Genomic DNA, 22,648 nt, shown 5'->3' on the forward strand with positions numbered 1-22,648 from the left:
CAGCGGGGCGTAGGCCTCGCATCCGGTTGACGCCGGTCCCACTACCTGGACATCCGCCAGTTGATCAAGGATGGAGCCAGCCACCGAAGGGCAGATTCCGGACAACCGTGAAGACCAGCAGCAACGCGCCGAGGCTCCACACCAGCCCCGGAGGGGGGTCGATACGCAGCGGGCGCCCGCGCGCGGCGTGGACCACCCATACGGTCCACAGCACGGCGAAGGCCAGATAGCCGAGGACCGCGAGCGCGTTGGCGTGCAGCGCCGCCGGGAGGTCGCCGTGGACGAACGCGTGGGCGCTGCGCAGGCCGCCGCAGCCGGGGCAGTACAGGCCCGTGTAGCGCAGCAGCGGGCAGACGGGGTAGTGGCCGGGTTCATTGGGGTCGACCGCGCCCACGTAGGCGAAGGCGGCTGCGACGGCCGCGAGCACCCCGGCGGGGACGGCCAGGCGGCCCGGGACGCTGGGCGTCGCCCTTCGGCTGTCGGCGTTCACGGTATGCATTGTGCCCCGCACACGCGTCAGGGGCGGTCCCGGCACCCGAGTGCCGGCCGCCCCTGACGCGACAACGCGGTCCGTGCCGGGGATCAGCCCTCGGCGCGCGCCGGCTCGCGGTCGCCCGTCATCCGGTGCGGCTTGTGCAGTTCCTTGGGCTGGCCGAGGCCCATCATCCGCATGATGGCGCCGACGACACCGCCGAGCAGCACGACGACCATGCCGGCCCAGAAGCCCACCGGCTGGTCCATCACCATGAAGGCGCCCGAGACGCAGAAACCGATGAAGGCGATCGTGACACCGGTCCAGGCGGCCGGGGTGTGACCGTGGCTGCTGCCCGCCATTGCTTGCTCCTTGTTGCTGTGTGCGTGTCTGAGCAGGACGCTCGGGCCCATTGTCCCGCACGTGCGCGTGGACGGTGAGCGGGGGTACGCCCCGCTCCCCCGGGTGGCTCAGGCTCCGGTCGGGTCCTCGCCCCGGTCGAGTGCCTTCCACAGGTCCTCGGGCCGGTCGGGGTCGACGGCGGGGGCCTTGCGGCGCGGCTGGGGTGTGCCGCCCCGTTCGTAGCGGCCGGACATCGCGGGCCACAGCCGGCCGTAGCGCAGGGCGAGCAGTCCGGCCAGGAGGAGCAGGACGCCGCCGACGGCCGCGACGTACGGCCAGGCGGTGTGGCTGAGGGTGTCCACGGAGGCGGAGGTGTCGCCGGAGGCCTGGGCGGCCTGTTCGTCGAGTGCGGAGCCGTCCGATGCGCCGAGCAGGGCTGCGACGACGATGCCCGCGCCGGAGAGCGCCAGCAGCGCGGCCACGACGACGCGGCCGGCCCGGCGGACGGCGAAGACGGCGACGAGCGCGGCGAGGCCCACCACGGCGAGCGCCGCGGGGACGCCCGTGACGTCGCTGCCCTTGGCGGTCAGGGGGAAGGCGCCGCCGGCCACCGTCGCGGTGCCCTCCGCCCAGCGCTGCCGGGTGGCGAGCAGCGCCACGGCCGCGCCGAGCGCGCCGCACAGCAGCGCGACGGCGAGGCTCCGGCGGCCGGACCGGCCGGATCCGGCGGCTTCGGAACGGGAGTGAGGTGCAGCAGTCACGTACCCCACTATCGCTTGAACCCCGGGCGAACCGTCACCCGGGGTTCATCTCAGGCCTTTCCCAGCCGGTTCGCCGTGTGTACGGCCCTGAGGACCGCCGCCGCCTTGTTGCGGCACTCGGTGTCCTCGGCGACCGGGTCGGAGTCGGCGACGATGCCCGCGCCCGCCTGGACGTAGGCGGTGCCGTCCCTGAGGAGGGCCGTGCGGATGGCGATGGCGGTGTCGGAGTCGCCCGCGAAGTCGAGGTAGCCGACGCAGCCGCCGTACAGCCCGCGCCTGGATGGTTCGAGTTCGTCGATGATCTGCATGGCGCGGGGCTTCGGGGCGCCGGAGAGGGTGCCGGCCGGGAAGCAGGCGGTGAGGACGTCGAAGGCGGTGCGGCCCGGGGCGACGCGGCCCGTCACCGTCGAGACGATGTGCATGACGTGCGAGTACCGCTCGATGGACATGAAGTCGACGACCTCGACGGAGCCGGGCTCGCAGACCCGCCCCAGGTCGTTGCGGCCGAGGTCGACGAGCATGAGGTGCTCGGCGCGCTCCTTGGGGTCGGCGAGCAGTTCGTCGGCGAGGGCCTGGTCCTCCTGCGGGGTGGCGCCGCGCCAGCGGGTGCCGGCGATGGGGTGGACCATGGCGCGGCCGTCCTCGACCTTGACCAGGGCCTCGGGGGAGGAGCCGACGACGTCGAACCCGTCGAAGCGGAACAGGTACATGTACGGGGACGGGTTGGTGGCCCTCAGGACCCGGTAGACGTCCAGCGCGCTCGCCGTGCACGGCGTCTCGAAGCGCTGGGAGGGGACCACCTGGAAGGCCTCGCCGGCCCGGATGCGCTCCTTGATGTCCTCGACGGCCTCCTGGAACTCGGGGCCGCCCCACAGCGCGGAATACTCGGGGAGTTCGGAGGGCGGGAGCGCGGCCGGGGGCTGGGCGACCGCGCGGGAGAGGTCGGCCTGCATGGCGTCGAGGCGGGCCACGGCGTCCGCGTAGGCCTCGTCGACGCCGGTCTCCAGGTCGTTGTGGTTGATCGCGTTGGCGATCAGCAGGACCGAGCCCTCCCAGTGGTCCATCACGGCGAGGTCGCTGGTGAGGAGCATGGTCAGCTCGGGTAGCTCGAGGTCGTCGCGCTCGCCGGGGCCGATCTTCTCCAGGCGGCGGACGATGTCGTAGCCGAGGTAGCCGACCATGCCGCCGGTGAAGGGCGGCAGTCCGTCCTGGTGGGGGGTGTGCAGCGCCTGGATGGTGGCGCGCAGCGCGGCGAGGGGGTCGCCGTCGACCGGGACACCGACGGGCGGGGCGCCGAGCCAGTGGGCCTGTCCGTCGCGCTCGGTCAGCGTCGCCGCCGACCGCACGCCCACGAACGAGTAGCGGGACCACGAGCGGCCGTTCTCCGCGGACTCCAGCAGGAAGGTGCCCGATCGCTCGGCGGCGAGCTTGCGGTAGAGCGCGACCGGGGTGTCGCCGTCGGCGAGGAGTTTGCGGGTGACCGGGATGACCCGCCGGTCGGTGGCGAGCTTGCGGAACGTCTCGAGGTCCATGGCGGCTGACCTTACTGATCCGTCGCGGAGTGGTCGCAGCCGCCGTCCTTGAGGAGCACGTCGGTGTCGAAGCAGGTGCGCGCGCCGGTGTGGCAGGCGGCGCCGACCTGGTCGACCTTCACCAGGACCGTGTCGGCGTCGCAGTCGAGGGCGACGGACTTCACCCACTGGAAGTGGCCGGAGGTGTCGCCCTTGACCCAGTACTCCCGGCGGCTGCGGGACCAGTACGTGCACCGGCCGGTGGTCAGGGTGCGGTGCAGCGCCTCGTCGTCCATCCAGCCGAGCATGAGCACCTCTCCGGTGTCGTACTGCTGGGCGATGGCGGGCAGGAGGCCGTCGGCGCTGCGCTTGAGGCGGGCTGCGATCTCCGGGTCGAGACGGCTGGGCCGGGGGGACATGCTGGTCATGACGACCATTGTGCCGCGCGCCACTGACAGGCCAGGTGGAGTGTCCAGTGGGCGGACTCGGTACGCGGTCGTAGGCTGGGCCGCATGTCGACCCATGCCAAGCGTGAACGACTTCTCCTCGCCGATCTGTTGGAGACCGCGGGCCCGGACGCGCCCACCCTGTGCGAGGGCTGGACGACCCGGGACCTCGCCGCCCACGTGGTGGTGCGCGAGCGCCGCCCGGACGCCGCCGGCGGGATACTGATCAAGCAGCTCGCGCCGCGCCTGGACCGGGTGATGGCGGAGTACACCGACAAGCCGTACGAGGAGCTGATCCAGCTGATCCGTACGGGCCCGCCGCGTTTCTCGCCCTTCTCGCTCAAGCCGGTCGACGAGATGTCGAACATCATCGAGTACTACGTCCACACGGAGGACGTGCGACGGGCCCAGCCCGACTGGTCGCCGCGCGAGCTCGACCCGGTCTTCCAGGACGCCCTCTGGTCCCGGCTGGAGCGCACGGCCCGGCTGATGGGGCGTGGCGTGACGACGGGCCTGGTGCTGCGCCGCCCGGACGGCCAGACGGTCGTCGCCCACCGGGGCACGCCGGTGGTCACGGTGACGGGTGAGCCCTCCGAGCTGGTGCTGTTCTCCTACGGCCGGCAGAGCAAGGCCAAGGTCGAGCTGGACGGCGACGAGGAGGCGATCGCGAAGCTGCACGAGACGAAGCAGCTCGGGATCTGAGGGGACCTTCCGAGGGCGCATGGGAAACCCCGGCCGCACCACGCGACCGGGGCTTCCGACAGGCAGGTCACCGCACGGGGTGACCCGCCTCCCGCAGCGTCTCCTTGACCTCGCCGATGCGCAGATCACCGAAGTGGAACACCGACGCGGCCAGCACCGCGTCCGCGCCCGCCGCGATGGCCGGCGGGAAGTCCGCCAGCTTGCCCGCGCCGCCCGAGGCGATGACCGGGACGGTCACGTGCCCCCGCACGGCCGCGATCATCTCCAGGTCGTAGCCGTCCTTGGTGCCGTCCGCGTCCATGGAGTTGAGCAGGATCTCGCCGGCGCCCAGCTCCGCGGCCTGGTGGGCCCACTCGACGGCGTCGATGCCGGTACCGCGACGGCCGCCGTGGGTGGTCACCTCGAAGGATCCGGACTCGGTGCGGCGGGCGTCCACCGAGAGGACCAGGACCTGGCGGCCGAAGCGTTCCGCGATCTCCCGGATCAGCTCCGGGCGGGCGATCGCGGCCGTGTTGACGCCGACCTTGTCCGCGCCGGCCCGCAGCAGCTTGTCCACGTCCTCCGCGGCGCGCACCCCGCCGCCGACCGTGAGCGGGATGAACACCTGCTCGGCCGTGCGGCGCACGACGTCGTAGGTCGTCTCGCGGTTGCCCGACGAGGCGGTGATGTCCAGGAACGTCAGCTCGTCGGCGCCCTCGGCGTCGTACACCTTGGCCATCTCGACGGGGTCGCCCGCGTCGCGCAGGTTCTGGAAGTTGACGCCCTTGACGACCCGGCCGTTGTCCACGTCCAGGCAGGGGATGACTCGGACCGCCAGGGTCATGAATCAGGCTCCTCTAATGTCCTCTGAATGCTTCCAGTTCCACCGACACCAAGACGCGCGGGTCGACGAAGCCGTCCACCACGAGGAAGGTCGCGACCGGGCGCACGGAGTCGAACAGCTCCTTGTGGGCCCGGCCCACCTCGTCGAGGTCGCGCGTGTGTGCCAGATACATCCGCGTACGGACCACGGACCCGATGCCGAGCCCGAACTCGCCGATCGCCTCGAGGGCGCTGGTGAAGGCCGCCTTGGCCTGTTCGTACGGGTCGCCCTCCCCGTAGAGCACATCGCCCTTGAAGGGTGTCGTGCCCGCCACCAGCACCCGATCGCCCGCCGCCACGGCGCGCGCGAAACCGAAACTCTCTTCCCAGGGACTTCCGCTCTGCACGCGCCGTACGGCATCGCTCATGACGACACAGTCTCCAATGCCTCTTCAAGGGTGAACGCCTTCGCGTACAGCGCCTTCCCTACGATCGCGCCCTCTACGCCGAGCGGGACGAGCTCGGCGATCGCACGGAGGTCGTCGAGCGAGGAGACACCGCCGGAGGCCACCACCGGGCGGTCCGTCGCCGCGCAGACGTTCTTCAGCAGCTCCAGGTTCGGGCCCTCGAGCGTGCCGTCCTTGGCGATGTCCGTGACCACGTACCGCGCGCAGCCCTCCTTGTTCAGGCGCTCCAGCGTCTCGTACAGGTCGCCGCCGTCGCGGGTCCAGCCGCGGCCGCGCAGGGTCGTGCCGCGGACGTCGAGACCGACCGCGATCTTGTCGCCGTGCTCGGCGATGACCTTGGCGACCCACTCGGGGGCCTCCAGGGCGGCCGTGCCCAGGTTCACGCGGGTGCAGCCGGTGGCCAGGGCGGCGGCGAGGGTGTCGTCGTCGCGGATGCCGCCGGACAGCTCCACCTTGATGTCCATCGCCCGGGTGACCTCGGCGATCAGCGCGCGGTTGTCGCCGGTGCCGAACGCGGCGTCCAGGTCGACCAGGTGCAGCCACTCGGCGCCGGACCGCTGCCAGGCGAGGGCGGCCTCCAGGGGCGAGCCGTAGGAGGTCTCCGTACCGGACTCGCCGTGCACCAGGCGGACCGCCTGGCCGTCACGGACGTCGACGGCGGGGAGGAGTTCGAGCTTGCTCACAGTGTTCCGATCCAGTTGGTGAGGAGCTGGGCTCCGGCGTCGCCGGACTTCTCGGGGTGGAACTGCGTGGCCCACAGGGCGCCGTTCTCGACGGCGGCGACGAACGGCTTGCCGTGCGTGGACCAGGTGACCTTGGGGGCCTCCATCGCCGGGTTGTGGGTCTGAAGCGACCAGTCGTGGACGGCGTAGGAGTGCACGAAGTAGAAGCGCGCGTCAGCGTCCAGGCCCGCGAACAGCCGCGAGCCGGGCGCCGCCTCCACGGTGTTCCAGCCCATGTGGGGCACGATCTCGGCCTGGAGCGGCTCGACCGAGCCGGGCCACTCGTCGAGGCCCTCGCTCTCCACGCCGTGCTCGATGCCACGGGCGAAGAGGATCTGCATGCCGACGCAGATGCCCATGACCGGGCGGCCGCCGGACAGCCTGCGGTCGACGATCCAGTCGCCGCGCGCCTCGCGCAGGCCCTTCATGCAGGAGGCGAAGGCGCCGACGCCCGGCACGAGCAGCCCGTCGGCGTTCATGGCCTTGTCGTAGTCACGCGTGATCTCGACGTCGGCTCCCGCGCGCGCGAGGGCTCGCTCGGCGGAGCGGACGTTGCCGAAGCCGTAGTCGAAGACGACGACCTTCTTCTGCGGGGCGCTCAATTCCACACCTCCAGCCTCACGACACCGGCCGCCAGGCACATCGCGGCGCCGATCGAGAGCAGCACGATCAGGCCCTTGGGCATCTTCTGCTTGATGAAGGAGTAGATCCCGCCGACGAGGAACAGGCCGACGACGATCAGCAGGGTCGAGATGCCGTTCACAGGGCGCCCTTCGTGGAGGGGAGGATGCCGGCCGCGCGGGGGTCGCGCTCGGACGCGTAGCGCAGGGCGCGGGCCAGCGCCTTGAACTGGCACTCGACGATGTGGTGCGCGTTGCGACCGTAGGGCACGTGCACGTGCAGCGCGATCTGCGCCTGGGCGACGAAGGACTCCAGGATGTGCCGGGTCATCGTGGTGTCGTACTCGCCGATCATCGGCGCCATCTTCTCGGGCTCGGTGTGCACGAGGTAGGGGCGGCCTGACAGGTCGACGGTGACCTGGGCGAGGGACTCGTCCAGCGGGACCGTGCAGTTGCCGAAGCGGTAGATGCCGACCTTGTCGCCGAGGGCCTGCTTGAAGGCGGCGCCCAGGGCGAGGGCGGTGTCCTCGATGGTGTGGTGCGAGTCGATGTGCAGGTCGCCCTCGGTCTTCACGGTCAGGTCGAACAGACCGTGCCGGCCGAGCTGGTCGAGCATGTGGTCGTAGAAGCCGACGCCGGTGGAGATCTCCGTCTTGCCGGTGCCGTCGAGGTCGATCTCGACGAGGACCGAGGTCTCCTTCGTCGTCCTCTCCACGCGTCCTGTGCGGCTCATGAACTCTGCTCCTTCTTCAGTGCACGTACCGCGTCGAGGAACGCGTCGTTCTCTTCGGGGGTTCCGGCCGACACCCGCAGCCACCCGGGGATGCCGTTGTCCCGGACCAGAACGCCCTGGTCGAGGATCTTCTGCCAGGCCGTGTGCGAGTCCTCGAACCTGCCGAACTGCACGAAGTTGGCATCGGACTCCACGACCTCGTAGCCGGTCGCGCGCAGTTCGGTGACCAGGCGGTCCCGCTCGGCCTTGAGCTGCTCGACGTAGCCCAGCAGCGTGCCGGTGTGCTCCAGGGCGGCCAGGGCGGTCGCCTGGGTGACGGCCGACAGGTGGTAGGGCAGCCGGACGAGCTGGACGGCGTCCACGACGGCCGGGTGCGCGGCGAGGTAGCCGAGGCGCAGGCCCGCCGCGCCGAACGCCTTCGACATCGTGCGGGAGACGACGAGGTTCGGGCGTCCGTCGAGCAGGGGCAGCAGCGAGTCGCCGTGGCTGAACTCGATGTACGCCTCGTCCACGACCACCATCGACGGCTTCGCCGCCTGCGCGGCCTCGTACAGCGCGAGGACCGTCTCGGGCGGGACGGCGTTGCCCGTGGGGTTGTTGGGGGTGGTGATGAAGACGACGTCGGGCCGGTGCTCGGCGATCGCCTGCTCGGCGGCGGCGAGGTCGATGGTGAAGTCGTCGCCTCGCGGACCGGAGATCCAGCCCGTGCCCGTGCCGCGCGAGATGAGCCCGTGCATCGAGTACGACGGCTCGAAGCCGATCGCCGTGCGGCCCGGCCCGCCGAAGGTCTGGAGCAGTTGCTGGATGACCTCGTTGGAGCCGTTGGCGGCCCAGACGTTGGCCACGCCGACCTCGTAGCCGGACGTGTCCGTCAGGTACTCGGCGAGCTTCGTGCGCAGCTCGACCGCGTCCCGGTCGGGGTAGCGGTTGAGGTTGCGGGCCGCCTCACGGACGCGCTCGGTGATGCGCTCGACCAGCGCCTCGGGCAGCGGGTAGGGGTTCTCGTTGGTGTTCAGCCGTACGGGGACGTCCAGCTGGGGCGCGCCGTAGGGGGACTTGCCGCGCAGCTCGTCCCGTACGGGCAGATCGTCGATACGTACGTCGCTCACTTGCTCTCCGGCACCTTCCAGCCGAACCTTGCCTTGATCGCCGCGCCGTGCGCGGGCAGGTCCTCCGCCTCCGCCAGCGTGACCACGTGGTGCGCGACCTCGGCCAGCGCGTCCTTCGTGTAGTCGACGATGTGGATGCCGCGCAGGAACGACTGGACGGACAGGCCCGAGGAGTGGCAGGCGCAGCCGCCGGTGGGCAGGACGTGGTTGGAGCCGGCCGCGTAGTCGCCGAGGGAGACCGGCGCCCAGGGGCCGATGAAGATCGCGCCGGCGTTCCTGACGCGGTCGGCCACGGCGGCCGCGTCGGCCGTCTGGATCTCCAGGTGCTCGGCGCCGTACGCGTCGACCACCTTCAGGCCCTCGTCGATGCCGTCGACCAGGACGATCGCGGACTGCTTGCCGGACAGGGCCGGGACGATCCGGTCGTCGACGTGCCTGGTGGCCGCGACCTGCGGCTCCAGCTCCTTGTCCACGGCGTCCGCGAGCTCGGCGGAGTCGGTGACCAGGACGGCGGCGGCCAGCGGGTCGTGCTCGGCCTGGCTGATCAGGTCGGAGGCGACGTGCACCGGGTCGGCCGTGTCGTCGGCCAGGACCGCGATCTCGGTCGGGCCGGCCTCGGCGTCGATGCCGATCTTGCCGGTGAAGTAGCGCTTGGCGGCGGCGACCCAGATGTTGCCGGGGCCGGTGACCATGTTGGCGGGCGGGCAGGACTGAGTGCCGTACGCGAACATCGCGACGGCGGTGGCACCACCGGCGGCGTAGACCTCGTCGACGCCGAGCAGCGCGCAGGCGGCGAGGATCGTCGGGTGCGGCAGCCCGTTGAACTCGGCCTGGGCAGGAGAGGCGAGCGCGATGGACTCGACGCCGGCCTCCTGGGCGGGCACCACGTTCATGACCACGGAGGACGGATACACCGACCGGCCGCCGGGCGCGTACAGCCCGACCCGCTCCACCGGAACCCACTTTTCGGTCACGGAGCCGCCGGGCACCACCTGGGTGGTGTGCGTGCTGCGGCGCTGCTCGCGGTGGACGATCCGGGCGCGCCGGATGGACTCCTCCAGGGCCGCGCGCACGGCCGGGTCGAGCTCCTCCAGCGCGCGCGTGAGCGCGGCGGCCGGCACCCGCACCTGGTCGAGCCTGACCCCGTCGAACCGCTCGGCGAAATCGATCAGTGCCGCGTCGCCCCGATGATGCACGTCCTCGCAGATCGGACGCACCTTCTCCAGGGCGGCCTGTACGTCGAACTCGGCTCGGGGCAGCAGGTCACGCAGGGCGGGGCCCTCGGGGAGGGCGTCGCCACGCAGATCGATTCGGGAGATCACGTGCTCAATTCTCTCAGACCTCGATGACGCGCCGTTCGCTCGTATCAATGGCTGATACAGAGTGTCGCCGGAACGCGGAGGATCCCCTTCACGTTTCGCGTTCGGGGCGTCACCCAGCGGGCATGAACAGGTGTACGAAGCACCTGACCCGCGAGTAGCCGGGGAGGAAGGAAGAGACGTGACCGAGGGGGCCGGCGTGCGTGCCGGGGAGCTGCCCGACGACCTGACCGCGGCCGAGGCCGGAATGTGGCAGGCCTTTCGCAACGGCAGCGTGTACGACCTGAGCAGCGGCGACCCGGTGGTGGACGATCCGCACGGCGGCCACCCCTGGGGCGAGGACCGGACCGTGCGGGCCCGGATCGTCTGCTGGCTGCTCCTGGACGGCCCGCCCGCCCTGGCCGGCCGGGTGTCGTCGCTGAAGCTGACCGGCGTGCGGATCAGCGGCTCGCTGGACCTCGCGGGCGGCACGGTGGTGCCGTACGTCGAGATGCGCCAGTGCCGGTTCGAGGAGGACGTGCTGCTGCCGGAGGCGCGTTTCACGACGGTGCGGATGGTGGACTGCTCGGTGCCGCGGCTGGAGGCGGCCCGGGTGCAGACGGAGGGCGACCTGCATCTGCCGCGCTGCCGCTTCCACCGCGGCATCCGGCTCACGGACGCGCAGATCGGCACGGACCTGATGCTCAACCAGTCGATCGTGCACCGGGACCGCCACGGCCGGTCGATCGCCGCGGACGGCCTGACCGTCGGCCAGGACTTACAGGCCGAGCTGCTGGAGTCGCACGGCGAGCTCAGCCTGCGCGCCGCCACCATCGGCGTGTCCCTGAGCCTGCGCGGCGCCCGCCTGACCAATCCGTACGAGCGGCTCGCCTTCAACGCCCCGCAGCTGACCGTCGAGCGCAGCCTGTACCTGACCCCGGCGGGCGTCGGCGCCCAGGCGGTGAGCGGGATGACCCCGGCGCGCGGGACGCGGATCCAGCGGTTCGCGTGCGAGGGCGGGATCCGGCTGGACGACGGGCGGTTCGGCGACGCGGTCGACTTCGAGCGGGCCAGATTCACCCTCACCGACGACCAGGAGCTGTCGCTGCGCCGGGTACAGACGCCGGAGCTGCGGTTCCTCGGCGAGCATCCCGCGCGCGGGCGTGTCGTGCTGTCGGGGGCGAAGATCGTCAACCTGATGGACCGGGCGGACGCCTGGCCCGGCCCGGGGCGGCTGCACATGGGCGGCTTCGCCTACGAGAACCTCGTGCCGCGCGGGCCGTTCCCGCTGGCCGAGCGGCTGGACTGGGTGGCGGCGGCGACGGCCGAGTACAACCCGGAGCCCTACGAGCGGCTCGCGGCCGTGCTGCGGGCCGGCGGGGAGGACGAGGACGCCCGCGAGGTGCTGCTCGCCAAGCAGCGCCGGCACCGGGAGAGCCTGCCGCCGGCCGCCAAGCTGTGGGGCTACGCACAGGACTGGACGGTCGCCTACGGGTACCGGCCGGCCCGGGCCGCGGTGTGGATGGCGGTGCTGTGGGCGGCGGGCTCGCTCGCCTTCGCGCAGGCCGGGCATCCGCCGCTGAAGCGGGGCGAGCATCCGGAGTGGAACCCCACGCTCTTCACGCTCGATCTGCTGCTGCCGGTCATCGACCTCGGCCAGGTGGGCTTCTGGCAGCTGCGCGGGGGCTGGCAGTGGCTGGCGACGGCGATGATCCTGCTGGGCTGGATCCTGGCGACGACGGTGGCGGCGGGGGCGACGCGGCTGCTGCGGCGCAACTAGTGTTGCGCATGTGATGGCAGTTGTTGAACTGTCATAGTTTTACCTTCTCTTGACTTTTCGGCATACAACTTTCCGCGAGTTCCCCGAAGCATCTGGCGCCGCTGTGACCAGCAGACTTTCAATGGTCGGCACCATGGCGATACAGCTGCCGTTCATCCGCGCGAGCCGGATGACAAGGACCGCTTCCCGCCTCGTCGTCGGCCCGCGCGCCGACGACGAGGTGCTGCTCGACGCGCCCGACGCGCGGCTCAGTCCGGCGCTGGTCGCGGCCGCCCATGGCGACCACGGACCGGCCGCCGGGCTGCTCCGCGCCACCCGGGCGGCGGCCGAGTGGGAGCGGCGCGACCGGTACGTCACCCGGCTGGCCGCCTTCGCCCGCTCGCGCCCCGACTGGCTGGACGCCTGGCTCGCCACCGCCCCGCACGACCCGGACGCGCTGCTGCTCCGGGCCCAGCTGGCGGTGGACCGGGCCTGGCAGTCACCGGCCCGGGCCGAGGCGCTGCGCGAGGTGAGCCCGCTGCTCACGGCCGCCGCGCGGGCCGACCACGGCGACCCCGTGCCCTGGCGGCTCGCGCTGGACCACGCGCGCGGCGCCCAGGCCGGACACACCTACTTCGAGGAACTGTGGGCAGCGGCCGTCCGCCGCGCCCCGCACCACTACGGCTGTCACGAGTCGGCCCTGCGCTATCTGGCCGCGTCCTGGCACGGTTCGCACCAGGAGTGCTTCGACTTCGCCGACCGGGCCGCGCAGGACGCGCCCGCCGACGCGCTCGTCCAGGCGCTTCCGCTGCGGGCGGCCTTCGGCTACCTCACCGACGGCTGCGGGCCCGAGGTGCCGCGCGAACGGCTGGACGCGGCCGCCGACCGGGCGATCGCGCTGTCCCCGCGACTGCCGGCGGCCGACCCCTGGCCGGCCCGGATGCGGAACCTGCTCGTCTTCGTCCTGGTGTGCCTGGAGCGCTGGCCGGACGCCCAGGAACAGCTGCGCCTGAACGGCCCGTACGCCACCTCGTTCCCCTGGGACCGGGTGTCGGACGACCCGCTCGGCCACTTCCTCCGGATACGCGACGACATCCGGGACCGGGCGGCCGGCCGGCCGCCCGGACATCCACGGAGTGAACGCGGCGGACGAGTCCGCTCGCGCGACCATTAGGCTTTTGCGTCGTGACCACCGTCCGGCTCCCCCTCTTCCCCCTGAACTCGGTGCTGTTCCCGGGGCTCGTGCTCCCGCTCAACGTCTTCGAGGAGCGGTATCGCGCCATGATGCGCGAACTGCTGAAGACGCCCGAGGACGAGCCGCGCCGGTTCGCCGTCGTGGCGATCCGCGACGGCCACGAGGTGGCCCCGAGCGCGCCCGGCATGCCCGACCCCACGTCCCTGCCCGAGCGGGGGCCCGCCGCCGGCTTCGGCACGGACCCGACCAAGGCGTTCCACAAGGTGGGCTGTATCGCGGACGCGGCGACGATCCGGGAGCGGACCGACGGCTCCTTCGAGGTGCTGGCGACCGGCACGACCCGGGTGCGGCTGGTCTCGGTGGAGGCGTCCGGTCCCTTCCTGACGGCCGAGCTGGAGACACTGCCGGAGGAACCCGGCGACGAGGCGGCGCCGCTGGCCGAGGGGGTGCTGCGATCCTTCCGCCAGTACCAGAAACGACTGGCGGGCGCGCGGGAACGGTCCCTGACGACCGGCGCCGACCTGCCCGACGAGCCGGGCGTGGTGTCGTACCTGGTGGCCGCGGCGATGATGCTGGACACGCCCACCAAGCAACGCCTGCTCCAGGCGCCCGACACGGCCTCCCGCCTGCGCGACGAGCTGAAACTCCTTCGCTCCGAGACGGCCATCATCCGTAATCTGCCGTCGTTGCCGGGGTCGGACCTGACGCGCGGCCCGACGAGTCTCAACTGAAGACGCGTCTCAACTGAAGCGGACCGGAATGGCGAAGAAGTCGAAGAAGCAGCACCAGCCGGGCGGCACCCCCGCGACGGTCGCCCTCACGGCGGCGGGCGTGGAGTTCACGGTCCACTCCTACGACCACGACCCCTCCCACCCCTCCTACGGCGAGGAGGCGGCCGAGGCGATGGGCGTCTCCCCGGACCGCGTCTTCAAGACCCTGGTGGCGGACATCGACGGCGCGCTGACGGTCGCCGTGGTCCCGGTGGCGGGTCAACTGGACCTGAAGGCCCTGGCAGCGGCGGTGGGCGGCAAACGCGCGACGATGGCGGACCCGACACTGGCGGAACGCACGACGGGCTATGTCAGGGGCGGCATCTCGCCACTGGGCCAGCGAAAGAGGCTCCCGACGGTGCTCGATGCCTCGGCTTCAGCGCACTCGACGATCTGCGTCTCGGCGGGCCGGAGGGGCTTGGAGGTGGAACTGTCCCCGGAGGACCTCGCCAAACTGACACAAGCGGTGCTGGCTCCCATCGGACGCACCTAACCTGCGGGCAGTCGTGCCGCTGGGGCGGCACCCGTCCCAAAGAGAGCGGCACCCCGCTACGCCGGGCTGCGCACCCACCCGGCCTCGGCACCGACGCCGAGCACTACGCAACCGGCGGCGCCTGATACGGCCCGTCCGGAAACTCCGGCTCCGGATCCCGGGGCCCGAACAACGCCATCAACCCGAGATGCAACACCAGCGCAGCAAACGGCCAGGCCAGCAGCGCCCCCTTCGCCCCCAACCTCAACGGCGCGGAAAACGACACCCCCCGCCCCACTTCCCGCGCATGCGCGACCACATCCTCCGCGGGCCCGAGCCACACCCCGACCCGCCAGGCCAGCAACGACCCGAGCAGCCCCCCGACGGCCAGCCCCACCACCAGCGGCACACCCCCACGCCGCCGCAGCAGGAACACGACCAGGGCACTGACGACCCCGAAGGCCAGCCCGAGCAGCGCGAACGTGCCGTCGACCCCGACGGCCTGCTCCCCCTCGGTGTCCTTGAGGTAGACGATCCACTTCCCCTCGACCACGTCACCGACCAGCGGCACGTGCGGCGCGAGCCACCACCACAGCACACCCAGCAGCACCCCGCCGAGCGCCACGGCCACCGCGATCACGCCGGCCTCCCGCACTTCCGTCCTCATCCCGGGGCCGTCTTGTCCGTACCAGCCGTGCCCGGTGTACTCGGCGTACTCGGCGTACTCGGCGTGCTGGGACCCGGGAGCCTGCGCTCCGGCCCCGGCGCCCGGCGGCTGCCACGAATCCTGTGCGGAACGTTCATGCGGTGGCGGTGGCGGATTCAGTGGTGCGGTCACCCTGCCATCGTGCCAGGCCCGCCTGTGCCCCGCGTCACGGGACGATCCCTCGCCGCTCACCGGACGGCCGCCCGGCGGTACGCCCAGGTCGCCACGGCCAGCGAGACGACGCCCACGAAGGCGCACACGGCGAGGTCACCGAGCACGAAGGCCCAGTCGGGATGCGGCCCGAACGTGCGCGCGAAGGCCTCCACCCCGTACGTCGACGGCAGCAGATCCCGCGTGAAACGCACGGCCTCGGGCATCCGCTCGGCCGGCAGCACGCCCAGCAGCAGCGCCGCCGACATGCCCAGCTGCCCGAGCAGCGTGGCCAGCTCCGGCCGGGGCGCGAGCAGTCCGAGCGCCGCCCCCAGCCCGGCGAGCGCGGCACCCGCGAGCGGGATCACGGCCACGAGGATCCACAGATGGGCCAGCGGCAGCCCGAACAGCACACAGCCGAACACGGCCGTCACGACGGTCCCCGGCACGGTGAACGACGCGTACGCGCCCGCCGCGCCCAGCACCACCGCCGCCGGTGGCACCGGCAAGGTCGCGTAGTGGTCGAGTCCGCCGCTGGCCCGCAGCTGCCCGAAGTACTGCGCGAGGAGGTTCAGCGCGACGAAGGCGACCACCAGGACGGACGACCCGGCGACGACGGCCTGGGCCTCCGCCCCGTCGTCCACGACCCCGCGCATCAGGATCATGATCCCGATCGACTGGAAGGTCGCCACGAACAGCAGCGGGATCCGCGCGACCCGCGCCCGGGACAGCTGCGCCCGGTACACGGCCGCCAGCGACGGCCACAGCCGCGCCCGAGGTCCGAGCTCGGCCGCGCACGCGGCGGGCTCCTCCACGGCCAGGGCACTGCCCGGCAGGACATCGGCGGGTACGACACTCACGTCGCGCTGCTCCCCTTCGTCGGGTCCACTGCGGCAGTCGCCCTGTTCGGTACGTACGCGGCGGCCTGCGTACTCAAGGCCGCCGCATTACGGGCCGTCACCTTCAAGGCCGTCATGTTCAGGGCCGTCATGTTCAGGGCCGTCATGTTCAGGGCCGTCATGTTCCAGGCCCCCGCACTCAAGGCCTCGGTACTCCTCACGCCTTCACCAGCCCCTGCTGCACGGCACCGCCCAGGGCCAGGTACACGTCCTCCAGGCTCGGTGTGGCCAGCGTGAAGTCGTCCAGGGCGGCGAAGGCGGCCCCACCGGTGACGGTGGCGACGACCGCCCGGGCCTCCTCGGGCCCGAGCCGGAGTGTCCACAGGCGCCCCGACTCCACGGCACGGTCCCGCAGCGCGGCCACCTCGGGGACGTGCAGCGGCGCCGCGTCCCGCCACACCAGGTCGACCCGCACCTCGCCGGCGACCTGCTCCTTGAGCCCGGCCGGGGTGTCGCAGGCGATCACCCGACCCCGGTCGAGGACGGCCACCCGGTCCAGCACGGTCTCGGCCTCGATGACGTTGTGGGTTACGAGCAGCACGGTCGTCCCGCGCTCGGCCCGCCGCCGGTCGACGGCGGACCACACGGCCCGCCGCGCCACCGGATCCATGCCGGTGGTCGGCTCGTCGAGCACCAGCAGCGGCCGCTCCCCCACCAGCGCCGCGGCGAAGCACGCCAGGCGCCGCTGGCCCCCGGAGAGCTTCTTCAGCGGCCGCCCGGCGAGCGGCGCGAGCCCCAGCTCGTCGAGTACGTCGTCCCGCTCGGCCCGCGCCCGCCGTACGTCCAGGCCGCGCAGCCGCCCGGTGGTCTCGGCGGCGAGCGACACGGTCAGCTCGTCGAGGGCGGTGGACTCCTGACCGAGGTAGGCGAGGATCCGCGCGGCCCGCTCCGGGTGGCGCACGATGTCGTGCCCGAGGATCTCCACGCTGCCGCGGTCGGGCCGCATCAGCCCGGTGAGCTGCCGTACGAGGGTGGACTTGCCGGCGCCGTTCGGTCCGAGCAGGCCGAAGATCTCGCCGCGCCGGATGTCCAGCGTCACGTCGTCCGTGGCCCGGACCTCGGGTGTTCCGGGCGCGCCACGTCGGCCGCGTACCGCCGGATAGGTCTTGGTCAGCCCGCGCACCGCGCACACGACGTCACCATCGTGCCGAAATGCCTGTGCCGCGCGCTTACTCACAAGGGACGAGACTACGGGGTCGGCGGCCCCGGTCCGCTCTCGGGTCGGTCCAGTGCGGGAAATCCGCCGGCAAAGTTCTCATTCGCCGACGGGCGCGTGCTCCACTCCCGTGCGCACGCCGATCTCCTTCCAGAAACCGGCCCGGATGGCGTACCGGTCCCGCTCGTCGATCTGGTCGTCCTTGTGGGCGAGCAGGCCGAAGCGGGCGGCGTAGCGCAGCAGCTCCCCGTCGACGCGGTGCGGGATGCGCGGGTACATCCCGGACAGTTTCTGCAGGTGGTTCTGGTCGCCGAGGCGCTCGACCCAGCGCCGGGCGAAGACCTGCCCCACCTCGTAGGGATCGCCGCCGACGGTGGTGATGTCCTCCTCACGGTCGGCCCACCGCTGCTCGGCCGTGGTCAGCTGGGCGAGCGTCGGCATCAACGCGGCCTCGGGAGGCTCGGCCGTGGGCCGGTCGACCCAGCCCTTGTCGGAGGACCAGCGGAGGGTGGCGGAGGCGGGCTGCTGAGCGGACTGGGTGCCGGGGGCGCGCAGGGCGGCCAGGTCTTTGGGCGTGGGGACGCCTTTGGGGGCGGGCACCCGTTCCTCCGCGCCGTTCTGCCCGGCGCCGGCCGCGGGGTGCTGCGGTTGCGGTGCGGGGCGCTCGGTCGCGGCGGCGAGCGCGGACTCGGGCAGCGGGGCGGAGAGGATCGCGGCGATCTCGGGCCGGGGCGCGGGCTGCGGGGCGCACGCGCCGGTGTACTCCTTGGCGCGGACGGCCTTGGTGATCCAGGTCCGGTCCAGGACGCGCCGCTCGTCGGCCTCGGCGACCAGGTCCTCGGACTGGTTGTAGTCGCCGTCGGCGGCCTGCACGGCCCACAGGTGGACGGCGACGCCGTGCTCCTTCGCGGCCATCATGCCGGGCAGCAGATCGCCGTCACCGGTGACGAGGACGATGTCGGAGCAGGCGCGGTTGCGGGCCAGTTCGGTGAGCTCGGCGTGCATCGCGGCGTCCACGCCCTTCTGTGCCCAGCGGCCGTCGCTGCGGGTCAGCGCGCCCAGCCGGACGGTGACCCGGGGCATCACGCGCAGCCTGCGGTGCTCGGGTTGCGGGACGCGGTCGGGGGCGCCGTCGAACCAGTAGATACGCAGCAGCGGCTGCTGCGTGTCCGACTCGGCGCGTTCGCGCAGCCCTTGGATGAGGGCGGTGTGGTCGACGGTGATCCGGGATCGTGAGGGCTCCCCGGCGAGGAGACTCGCCGCTGCCCCCAGCAGATACCCCGCGTCCACCAGGACGATGCAGCGGTCCACACGACTCACCCTCTTCCCGGGAGGTTTGCTTCGGGCTTGCTTCGAGTCTGCCCGACGGCGCGGAGGTTAACGGCCGGAACTCGATCTTCGGCGTGGCGTTTCGGAGGTTCCCGCAGCGACCAGCCCTGTCACGCACGGTAATTGTCCGACATGCGATCGTTGTCGGCCTGTGTGAATCTGGTCCCGGCCCTGGCCCCTAGATCCCCCACAGGAGGCATCACCATGGCCAAGAACAAGAACCGTGACCGTAAGCAGCAGCGTCCTACCGAGCGTGGTCAGCGCGCCGACCGCCGCCCCACCGCGGAGGCGGAGCCCCAGCCCGAGGTCGAGGTGACCCCCGGCGACGTGGCGTCCCGCAAGCGCAAGCGGAGCTTCGGTCACAACTGACATGCGTGTAACGGGTGGTTGAGACCCGGACGCACACCGAGGGGCGCACCCGGTACCGGGTGCGCCCCTCGCGCGCGTCAAGAGCCTGCTCCCGGGCCCGGCGTCAGCCCGCCAGGCAGGACGGGCCGAGCAGCACCTTCAGGTCACCGAAGAGCGCCGGGTCCGGCTTCACCCGGTGCCGGTCCAGACGCAGCACGGTCGTCTTGGTCGGCCCCTGGAGCTTGATCCGGACCTCGCTGTCGCCCTTGTGGTGGCTGAGGACCTCGCCGAGGCGGCTGACCAGCGGCGGCGTGACCCGGGTGGCCGGGATGGTGAGGATCACGGGCGCGTTGGTGCCCGCGTTCGACAGGTCCGGCACCATCAGTTCCATCGCGACCAGCCGCGGCACGTCCTCGCGCTTGTCGAGGCGGCCCTTGACGAACACCACGGCGTCCTCGACGAGTTGGGTCGAGACGAGCTGGTAGGTCGCCGGGAAGAACATGCACTCGATCGAGCCTGCGAGGTCCTCGACGGTGGCGATGGCCCAGGCGTTGCCCTGCTTGGTCATCTTGCGCTGGAGGCCGGAGATGATGCCGCCGATGGTGACGACCGCGCCGTCCGCGTGCTCACCACCGGTCAGCTGGGAGATGCCCGCGTCGGCCTTGTCGGACAGGATGTGCTCCAGGCCGAACAGCGGGTGGTCGGAGACGTACAGACCGAGCATCTCCCGCTCCTGGGCGAGCAGATAGGTCTTGTCCCACTCCTCGGTGGTGAACTCCACGTCGAGCCCGAAGCCCGGCTCGCTGCTCTCGGCCTCGCCCATGCCGCCGAAGAGGTCGAACTGCCCCTCGGCCTCCTTGCGCTTGACCGCGACCACGTTGTCGATCATCGGCTCGTAATGCGCGGTGAGGCCCTTGCGGGTGTGGCCCATGGCGTCGAAGGCGCCGGCCTTGATCAGCGACTCGGTGGTGCGCTTGTTGCAGACCACCGCGTCGACCTTGTCGAGGTAGTCCGGGAACGAGGTGTACTTCCCCTTGGCCTTGCGGCACCTGATGATCGACTCGACGACGTTCGTACCGACGTTGCGGACGGCGGAGAGGCCGAAGAGGATCACGTCGTCGCCCTGGGCGGCGAAGTTGGACATCGACTCGTTGACGTCCGGCGGGAGGACCTTGATGCCCATGCGGCGGCACTCGTTGAGGTAGACGGCCGACTTGTCCTTGTCGTCCTTCACGGACGTGAGGAGCGCGGCCATGTACTCGGCGGGGTGATTCGCCTTGAGGTACGCCGTCCAGTACGAGACGAGTCCGTACGCGGCGGAGTGCGCCTTGTTGAACGCGTAGCCGGCGAAGGGGACCAGCACGTCCCAGAGCGCCTGGATGGCCTCGTCGCTGAAGCCCTTCTTGCGGGCGCCCTCCTGGAAGAGGACGAAGTTCTTCGCCAGTTCCTCGGGCTTCTTCTTGCCCATCACGCGGCGGAGGATGTCGGCCTCGCCGAGCGAGTAGCCGGCGATGATCTGGGCGGCCTTCTGCACCTGCTCCTGGTAGACGATCAGGCCGTGGGTGACGTCCAGGACCTCCTTGAGCGGCTCCTCCAGCTCGGGGTGGATCGGCGTGATGTCCTGCTGGCCGTTCTTGCGCAGCGCGTAGTTCGTGTGGGAGTTCATTCCCATCGGGCCCGGGCGGTACAGGGCCGACACGGCGGAGATGTCTTCGAAGTTGTCCGGCTTCATCAGCCGGAGCAGGGAGCGCATGGGGCCGCCGTCGAACTGGAAGACGCCGAGGGTGTCGCCGCGCTGGAGGAGTTCGAAGGTCGTGGGGTCGTCGAGCGGGAGGCTCAGGAGATCGATGTCGATCCCCTTGTTGGACTTCACCATCTTGACGGCGTCGTCCATGATCGTCAGGTTGCGCAGGCCCAGGAAGTCCATCTTCAGCAGGCCGAGCGACTCACAGCTCGGATAGTCCCACTGCGTGATGGTCACGCCGTCGGTGTGCCTGACCCAGACCGGGACGTGGTCGGTGATCGTCTCGCTGGACATGATCACGCCGGCGGCGTGCACGCCCATCTGCCGGACCAGGCCCTCGACGCCCTTGGCGGTGTCGATGACCTTCTTCACGTCCGGCTCGTTCTCGTACATCGCCCGGATCTCGCCCGCCTCCGAGTAGCGGGGGTGCTCGGGGTTGGTGATGCCGTCGAGGTTGATGCCCTTGCCGAGGACGTCGGCGGGCATGGCCTTGGTGAGGCGGTCGCCCATCGCGTACGGGTAGCCCAGCACGCGCGCGGAGTCCTTGATCGCGTTCTTGGCCTTGATGGTGCCGTACGTGCCGATCATGGCGACCTTGTCGGCGCCGTACTTCTCCGTCACGTACCGGATCACCTCGACGCGCCGGCGCTCGTCGAAGTCGATGTCGACATCGGGCATGGAGATGCGCTCGGGGTTGAGGAACCGCTCGAAGATCAGACCGTGCGGGATGGGGTCGAGGTCGGTGATGCCGAGGGCGTAGGCGACGATCGAGCCGGCCGCGGAGCCTCGGCCGGGGCCGACCGCGATGCCCTGCTTCTTGGCCCACATGATGAAGTCGGCGACCACGAGGAAGTAGCCCGGGAAGCCCATCGAGATGATGGTGTCCATCTCGTACTCGACCTGCTTCATGCGGTCGTCCGGGATGCCGTCCGGGAAGCGGCGGTGCATGCCGCGCAGGGTCTCCTCGCGGAACCAGCTGACCTCCGTGTACCCCTCCGGGATGTCGAACTTCGGCATCAGGTCGCGCTTTTCGAACATGCCCGTGGTGTCGACCATCTCGGCGATCAGCCGGGTGTTGGCGCAGCCCTCCTGCCAGGCGTCCGAGGAGTCGATGGCGTACATCTCGTCCGTGGACTTCAGGTAGTAGCCGGTGCCGTCGAACCTGAAGCGGTCGGGGTCGGAGAGGTTCTTGCCGGTCTGGATGCACAGCAGGGCGTCGTGGGCGCTCGCCTCGTGCGAGTAGGTGTAGTGCGAGTCGTTGGTGACCAGCGGGGGGATGCCGAGCTTCTTGGCGATCTCGAGCAGGCCGTCGCGGACCCGGTGCTCGATCTCGATGCCGTGGTCCATCAGCTCCAGGAAGTAGCGGTCCTTGCCGAAGATGTCCTGGTAGTCGGCGGCGGCCTTGAGGGCCTCGTCGAAGTGGCCGAGGCGCAGCCGGGTCTGGACCTCGCCGGAGGGGCAGCCGGTGGAGGCGACGATCCCCTCGGACCACTTGGCGATGGTCTCCTTGTCCATCCGGGGCCACTTCTGCAGCCAGCCCTCGGCGTACGCGTCCGAGGAGAGCCGGAAGAGGTTGTGCAGGCCGGTCTTGTTCACGGCCCACATCGTCTTGTGGGTGTAACCACCGGAACCGGAGACGTCGTCCCGCTTCTGGTGCGGCTGGCCCCACTGGATCTTGCGCTTGTTGCGGCGCGACTCGGGCGCGACGTACGCCTCGATGCCGATGATCGGGGTGACCCCGGCCTTCTGCGCGGAGTGGAAGAAGTCGTACGCCCCGTGGAGGTTGCCGTGGTCGGACATGGCGATGTGCGTCATGCCCATCTCGTTGCACGCGTTGAACATGTCCTTCAGCCGCGCGGCACCGTCCAGCAGCGAGTACTGGGTGTGGACGTGCAGGTGCGTGAACGGCGGCTTTGACACGGCTGCGGCCTCCAGAGAAAACGTACGTCGAATGGGGCCCGACAGGCTGCGGACAGTCTGGGGGACAGCGTCGAAGTCTATGCCTCGCCACTGACACTCGGGGGCCTGACCCGCGTACCTTCATGCGGGGGTCGCGGGCACTCCCGCGGACCACCGCACGTTAGGCAGAGGGCGGACCTGCCGTCCCCAGACGTATGCACCAGGAGGCACCCAGCG

General features: G+C 71.2%; 25 protein-coding genes. 6 read left to right on the forward strand and 19 right to left on the reverse strand.

All coding sequences use genetic code 11. From position 1 onward, the window contains the following. Positions 1-64: 64 nt before the first annotated feature. From PV963_RS11855 to hisI, 5 genes are all read right to left on the reverse strand, one after another. The gene (locus PV963_RS11855; RefSeq protein WP_274815607.1) at positions 65-499 is read right to left on the reverse strand and encodes a DUF2752 domain-containing protein; all 435 of its coding nucleotides are present in this window, start codon (positions 497-499) and stop codon (positions 65-67) included. Between the two features lie 83 nt (positions 500-582). Continuing rightward, positions 583-834 (reverse strand): HGxxPAAW family protein, encoded by a 252-nt coding sequence (locus tag PV963_RS11860; protein WP_274815608.1) that lies wholly within the window; start codon positions 832-834, stop codon positions 583-585. 108 nt (positions 835-942) lie between these two features. Then, complete coding sequence (locus PV963_RS11865; RefSeq protein ID WP_274815609.1) at positions 943-1,584, reverse strand: TIGR02234 family membrane protein; 642 nt, start codon at positions 1,582-1,584, stop codon at positions 943-945. 41 nt (positions 1,585-1,625) lie between these two features. Continuing rightward, positions 1,626-3,107 carry an anthranilate synthase component I gene (locus PV963_RS11870; RefSeq protein WP_274815610.1) on the reverse strand — a complete coding sequence of 494 codons (1,482 nt, stop codon included), beginning with the start codon at positions 3,105-3,107 and terminating at the stop codon, positions 1,626-1,628. A gap of 11 nt (positions 3,108-3,118) precedes the next feature. Next, entirely contained in the window at positions 3,119-3,514 is a 396-nt protein-coding gene (hisI, locus tag PV963_RS11875) for a phosphoribosyl-AMP cyclohydrolase (RefSeq protein ID WP_274815611.1), read from the reverse strand. Positions 3,515-3,598: 84 nt separating this feature from the next. On the opposite strand from hisI, the gene PV963_RS11880 reads away from it, so the two are divergent. After that, positions 3,599-4,234 (forward strand): TIGR03085 family metal-binding protein, encoded by a 636-nt coding sequence (locus PV963_RS11880; protein WP_274815612.1) that lies wholly within the window; start codon positions 3,599-3,601, stop codon positions 4,232-4,234. Positions 4,235-4,301: 67 nt separating this feature from the next. Here PV963_RS11880 and hisF read toward each other — a convergent pair whose 3' ends face one another. Genes hisF through hisD form a run of 8 tightly spaced genes read right to left on the reverse strand, consistent with a single transcriptional unit; the run spans position 4,302 to position 10,008 of the window. Then, positions 4,302-5,057: an imidazole glycerol phosphate synthase subunit HisF gene (gene hisF, locus PV963_RS11885; RefSeq protein WP_274815613.1), complete on the reverse strand. Its 756-nt coding sequence runs from the start codon at positions 5,055-5,057 to the stop codon at positions 4,302-4,304. 13 nt (positions 5,058-5,070) lie between these two features. Next, positions 5,071-5,463 carry a RidA family protein gene (locus tag PV963_RS11890; protein ID WP_274815614.1) on the reverse strand — a complete coding sequence of 131 codons (393 nt, stop codon included), beginning with the start codon at positions 5,461-5,463 and terminating at the stop codon, positions 5,071-5,073. Further along, the gene (gene priA, locus PV963_RS11895; protein WP_274815615.1) at positions 5,460-6,185 is read right to left on the reverse strand and encodes a bifunctional 1-(5-phosphoribosyl)-5-((5-phosphoribosylamino)methylideneamino)imidazole-4-carboxamide isomerase/phosphoribosylanthranilate isomerase PriA; all 726 of its coding nucleotides are present in this window, start codon (positions 6,183-6,185) and stop codon (positions 5,460-5,462) included. The genes PV963_RS11890 and priA overlap by 4 nt, the downstream gene beginning before the upstream one ends. Next, positions 6,182-6,826 carry an imidazole glycerol phosphate synthase subunit HisH gene (gene hisH / locus PV963_RS11900; RefSeq protein WP_425540888.1) on the reverse strand — a complete coding sequence of 215 codons (645 nt, stop codon included), beginning with the start codon at positions 6,824-6,826 and terminating at the stop codon, positions 6,182-6,184. Before hisH ends, priA begins: the two co-directional genes overlap by 4 nt. Then, positions 6,823-6,987, reverse strand: coding sequence for a hypothetical protein (locus PV963_RS11905; RefSeq protein WP_167537324.1), 165 nt, complete (start codon positions 6,985-6,987; stop codon positions 6,823-6,825). The genes hisH and PV963_RS11905 overlap by 4 nt, the downstream gene beginning before the upstream one ends. Further along, positions 6,984-7,577: an imidazoleglycerol-phosphate dehydratase HisB gene (gene hisB / locus PV963_RS11910; RefSeq protein WP_003989586.1), complete on the reverse strand. Its 594-nt coding sequence runs from the start codon at positions 7,575-7,577 to the stop codon at positions 6,984-6,986. The genes PV963_RS11905 and hisB overlap by 4 nt, the downstream gene beginning before the upstream one ends. Then, complete coding sequence (locus PV963_RS11915; RefSeq protein WP_274815617.1) at positions 7,574-8,686, reverse strand: histidinol-phosphate transaminase; 1,113 nt, start codon at positions 8,684-8,686, stop codon at positions 7,574-7,576. The genes hisB and PV963_RS11915 overlap by 4 nt, the downstream gene beginning before the upstream one ends. Beyond that, positions 8,683-10,008: a histidinol dehydrogenase gene (hisD, locus tag PV963_RS11920; RefSeq protein ID WP_274815618.1), complete on the reverse strand. Its 1,326-nt coding sequence runs from the start codon at positions 10,006-10,008 to the stop codon at positions 8,683-8,685. Before hisD ends, PV963_RS11915 begins: the two co-directional genes overlap by 4 nt. A 178-nt stretch (positions 10,009-10,186) precedes the next feature. On the opposite strand from hisD, the gene PV963_RS11925 reads away from it, so the two are divergent. From PV963_RS11925 to ybaK, 4 genes are all read left to right on the forward strand, one after another. Continuing rightward, complete coding sequence (locus tag PV963_RS11925; protein ID WP_274815619.1) at positions 10,187-11,764, forward strand: oxidoreductase; 1,578 nt, start codon at positions 10,187-10,189, stop codon at positions 11,762-11,764. A gap of 121 nt (positions 11,765-11,885) precedes the next feature. After that, the gene (locus PV963_RS11930; RefSeq protein ID WP_274822004.1) at positions 11,886-12,917 is read left to right on the forward strand and encodes a hypothetical protein; all 1,032 of its coding nucleotides are present in this window, start codon (positions 11,886-11,888) and stop codon (positions 12,915-12,917) included. 11 nt (positions 12,918-12,928) lie between these two features. Continuing rightward, on the forward strand, positions 12,929-13,669 hold the full coding sequence (locus PV963_RS11935; RefSeq protein WP_274815620.1) for an LON peptidase substrate-binding domain-containing protein: 741 nt from the start codon (positions 12,929-12,931) through the stop codon (positions 13,667-13,669). Between the two features lie 28 nt (positions 13,670-13,697). Next, the gene (gene ybaK, locus PV963_RS11940) at positions 13,698-14,201 is read left to right on the forward strand and encodes a Cys-tRNA(Pro) deacylase (protein ID WP_274815621.1); all 504 of its coding nucleotides are present in this window, start codon (positions 13,698-13,700) and stop codon (positions 14,199-14,201) included. A 103-nt stretch (positions 14,202-14,304) separates the two neighbouring features. On the opposite strand, the gene PV963_RS11945 is transcribed toward ybaK, so the two are convergent. The 5 genes from PV963_RS11945 to PV963_RS11965 form a co-directional block, all read right to left on the reverse strand. Further along, positions 14,305-15,018: an AAA family ATPase gene (locus PV963_RS11945; protein ID WP_274815622.1), complete on the reverse strand. Its 714-nt coding sequence runs from the start codon at positions 15,016-15,018 to the stop codon at positions 14,305-14,307. A gap of 56 nt (positions 15,019-15,074) precedes the next feature. Further along, positions 15,075-15,896 carry an ABC transporter permease gene (locus PV963_RS11950; RefSeq protein WP_274815623.1) on the reverse strand — a complete coding sequence of 274 codons (822 nt, stop codon included), beginning with the start codon at positions 15,894-15,896 and terminating at the stop codon, positions 15,075-15,077. Continuing rightward, the gene (locus PV963_RS11955) at positions 15,893-16,078 is read right to left on the reverse strand and encodes a hypothetical protein (protein ID WP_274815624.1); all 186 of its coding nucleotides are present in this window, start codon (positions 16,076-16,078) and stop codon (positions 15,893-15,895) included. Before PV963_RS11955 ends, PV963_RS11950 begins: the two co-directional genes overlap by 4 nt. 14 nt (positions 16,079-16,092) lie before the next feature. Further along, positions 16,093-17,067 carry an ABC transporter ATP-binding protein gene (locus PV963_RS11960; RefSeq protein ID WP_274822005.1) on the reverse strand — a complete coding sequence of 325 codons (975 nt, stop codon included), beginning with the start codon at positions 17,065-17,067 and terminating at the stop codon, positions 16,093-16,095. A 123-nt stretch (positions 17,068-17,190) separates the two neighbouring features. Then, complete coding sequence (locus PV963_RS11965) at positions 17,191-18,402, reverse strand: NYN domain-containing protein (RefSeq protein WP_274815625.1); 1,212 nt, start codon at positions 18,400-18,402, stop codon at positions 17,191-17,193. Between the two features lie 222 nt (positions 18,403-18,624). Here PV963_RS11965 and PV963_RS11970 point away from each other — a divergent pair, with 222 nt between their 5' ends. Then, positions 18,625-18,789 (forward strand): hypothetical protein, encoded by a 165-nt coding sequence (locus PV963_RS11970; protein ID WP_230299561.1) that lies wholly within the window; start codon positions 18,625-18,627, stop codon positions 18,787-18,789. Positions 18,790-18,892: 103 nt separating this feature from the next. Here PV963_RS11970 and dnaE read toward each other — a convergent pair whose 3' ends face one another. Next, a complete protein-coding gene (gene dnaE, locus PV963_RS11975) occupies positions 18,893-22,432 on the reverse strand; it encodes a DNA polymerase III subunit alpha (RefSeq protein ID WP_274815626.1) in 3,540 nt (1,179 codons plus the stop codon). Between the last annotated feature and the right edge of the window lie 216 nt (positions 22,433-22,648).

Source organism: Streptomyces coeruleorubidus (assembly GCF_028885415.1).
GTDB lineage: Bacteria > Actinomycetota > Actinomycetes > Streptomycetales > Streptomycetaceae > Streptomyces > Streptomyces coeruleorubidus_A.